General features: G+C 76.0%; 3 protein-coding genes. All 3 read right to left on the bottom strand.

The genetic code is table 11. The annotated features are described in order from the left end of the window. On the bottom strand, positions 1 to 596 hold a 596-nt coding region (locus ACWJ6R_RS33000; RefSeq protein ID WP_449065975.1), incomplete at its 3' end, for a hypothetical protein. Between the two features lie 296 nt (positions 597 to 892). Then, positions 893 to 2,443, bottom strand: a complete 1,551-nt coding sequence (locus ACWJ6R_RS32995; protein WP_449065974.1) for a serine/threonine-protein kinase — start codon at positions 2,441 to 2,443, stop codon at positions 893 to 895. Beyond that, complete coding sequence (locus ACWJ6R_RS32990; protein ID WP_449065973.1) at positions 2,440 to 3,075, bottom strand: hypothetical protein; 636 nt, start codon at positions 3,073 to 3,075, stop codon at positions 2,440 to 2,442. The genes ACWJ6R_RS32995 and ACWJ6R_RS32990 overlap by 4 nt, the downstream gene beginning before the upstream one ends. Between the last annotated feature and the right edge of the window lie 150 nt (positions 3,076 to 3,225).

Here is a 3,225-nt window from a genome sequence, read left to right as displayed (position 1 = left end):
CGAGGCCGTCGGCCGGGGGACGAGCGGGCGTACGGCCGGCCCTGCCGCCAGGCCGCGACCGCCTCGGAGACCTGCCGCATCAGGAGCTCGGCCTCCCGCAGCGCGTTCTGCTCGGTGACGGACTGCTTGCCCTCGTCGGAGAAGAGCGGGACGTCCTTGGGCTGCTGGTCGGCCTGGTACTCCACCTTGACGGTCACGTCGCCGACCCGGCCGAACCCCGTCCCGAAGGCGTACTTCGTCTTCCCCTTGGACCAGGTGTACTGGACGTGCGCCTCGTCGCCGGCGCCCTGGAGCTTGCGGACGGGGGAGTAGTAGTAGTCCTTCTGGGGGTGGTTCTCGGCGTACCGGGCCGATTCGAGGTCGTGGCCGTAGCTCCGCCGGGCGACGGTGTCGGCGGTCTCCGTCCTCTCCCCCTCGTGCTGGGTGACCTTGACGCTGATCTGCCTGCTCCGGCGGAACTCGCCGTAGGAGTAGTTCAGGTTCTGCCAGGAGCAGCTCCAGGTCACGTAGGCCGGTGAGGAGTCCCGGTTGTCGTTGGTGGAGTCGCTCACCTTCGCCTGGGGGACGAGGCGGTCGACGTCGACCCGGTCGAGCATGGCGCAGACGTTCGGGGGTCCGCGGGGCCCGTCGGGAGACGGGGGCGGCAGGGGACGCGGCCGGGGCTGAGGCGCCGGAGGCGTTCAGCCGGCTCACCAGCAGGTAGGAGCCCCCGCCCGCGGCCACGGCGAGCGCGGTCACGCCCGCCACGGGCAGCAGCCACCGCCGGGGCCCCGGCGACGGGACCGGGGACGGGACGGTCGGCCCCCACTCGGCCGGTGCGGTGGCCGGGGTGGCGGGGGGCTCGGGACTGCCGGAACTCAAGGGGACCTCCTGTGGGGAACGGGGACGCGGTTCAGCCGCCGGACGGCCCGGACGACCCGGACGACCCGGACGACCCGGACGGGCCTGGAGCGCCGAGCCCGGCCGCCACCCGCTCGGCGGCGCGCAGCGCGGTCCGCTGGTCGGCCGGGCGAACCCCGCCCTCCTCGGCGCGGGTCCACTCCACCCTGACGATCAGGTTGCTGACGCGGAGCCAGACGGTGCAGACGGTGCGGGAGACGTTCGCACCCTCCCTCACGTAGTCCCGGGCGAACGCCTCCTCGCCCACGCCGGGCAGCGCGCGGACCCGGGACCTGGTCTGGCGGCCGAACGCGGTGTCGCCGCCCGCCTCGGAGTCGGTCTCCCGCCGCATGCCCTCGAAGAGCAGCCGCGCCGCCTCGGGCGCGGAACTCTCGCCGTGCGGGGGTACGGCCTGCGTCTGCACGCTGATCCAGCGGTAGGGGACGCCCCCCTTCAGGTAGTTCCACGTGCACTCGTCCACCTTGGTCATCCTCGGATCGGTGACCTGGCCGACCAGCTCGCGGACCTGCTCGACGGTGAGCAGGTCGCAGGCCTCCGGCGCGGCGGCGAACCGTCCCCGGTCCGGCCCGCCGCCCGGTGACATGACCGTGCTCCAGGCGATCGCCGCACCTGCGACCGCGGACACCGCGACCGCGGCGGCGGCACTCCAGAACCAGCGGCGCGGCCCGCCCGCGCGGGGCGGACCGGGACTCCGTGCGGAGCGGTCAGGGCTCCGTGCGGGGCGGCCGGGGCGACCGGTGCGGCGGCGACGGAGCGGTAGGAGGTCGTGGCGGCGATCGGTCGAGGACCTGCGGACCGCCGCGGGGGCGGGGCGCCGGGCCGGGTCCTTGGCCAGCATGGCGAGCAGCAGCCCGCCGAGCTCGGGCCCGGCCCGGACCGGTGCGGGCGGCTCGTGCATCAGCACCGCGGCGGCGACGGCGGCGGGGTGGTCGCGGCGGAAGGGGGCGCGGCCCTCCACCGCGGCGTACATCGTCGCCGCCAGCGCCCACAGGTCGGACTGCGGCCCGGCCGGTTCCTCCCGGAGGCGCTCGGGGGCCGTGTACCCGGCGGATCCGGCCCGGTCGGCCAGGCTCTGCTCACCGGTCATCGGGGCCGCGATGCCGAAGTCGGCGAGCACCGCCGTACCGTCCCGCTCGATCAGGACGTTGCCCGGCTTGACGTCGCGGTGCAGCATGCCGTGCGCGTGCGCGGCCTCCAGCGCGTCCAGGACCCGCAGCCCGATCGCGGCGGCCCGGGGCGCGGGGAGCGGTCCCCGCTCGATCAGCCTGTCCAGGGAGACGCCGCCGACCAGGTCCATCACGATCCACGGCAGGCCGCCGTCGGTCACCACGTCGTGGACCATGACGATGGCCGGGTGGTTCACCCGGGCGGCGGCTCGGGCCTCGGCGATCGCCCGTTCGGCGAACCCGGCGCCGCCGCGCAGCTCCTTGACCGCGACGTCGCGGCGGAGCGTCTCGTCGTGCGCCCGCCAGACCGTGCCCGCGCCGCCCTCGCCGAGCCGCTCCAGCAGCCGGTACCGGCCGGCCAGGGTGCGGCCGGTCACTTCAGGCCCCGCAGGGCGGCCTCGCCCTGCCGCGCCACCGCCAGCGCGCCGTTCCTGATGTCGTCGTCGGCGGGCCGGGCGGAGCGCGTGGAGTACTGGGCCTCGACGACGAGGTCGAGGAGCCGGAAGGTCACGATGCCCGAGTGCGTACGGCCTCCGGAGGAGGTCAGATCGTAGGCGAAGGCCTCCTCGCCCAGGCCCGGCACCGCCCGGCGGACGGTCCGCTCGGCGGTCGCCCCGCTGACGCCGATCTCCTTCCACTCCCAGGTGACCTGGGACGCCTTGGCGTGTTCCCGGTCCAGGTTGGCGAAGAGCGTGCGCGCCGACTCCGGGGTCAGCGCCCACGGCTGCGGGGTGTCGCTGTCGGTGACGGGGATCAGCGCGATCCCGCTGTCCTCGGTGGTCCAGGCGCAGCCGCCGTCGTCCGGCCGTCCGGCCGGAGGCCGGGCGACGCCCATGATCTGGCGGACCTGCTCGGCGGTGAGCAGCTTGCAGAAATCCACGGGCTCGTCGAACGAGGTCCGCTCGCGAGATCCGGCGTTGAGCGCCAGCGCCGCTCCCGCACCCGCGCCCGCGACGCAGGCGACGGCCGCCACGGCCGCCCAGAGGCGGAGCCCGCCCCGGCGCCTCACCGGACGCGGCCCCGGAGGCGTCCGGCCCGGCACCGGTTCCGTATCCGTGCGGGGGCTGCGGGCCGTACCCGGGAGGGCTCTGCGGACCGGAGACGGGACCGTGCGGGGCCGGGAGGCCGTGCACCTGCTCGTGCGGGCGCGGCGGCGGGG

Source organism: Planomonospora algeriensis (assembly GCF_977012225.1).
Note: the sequence above shows the minus strand (reverse complement) of the source record. Positions and strands in the feature narration are given on the sequence as shown.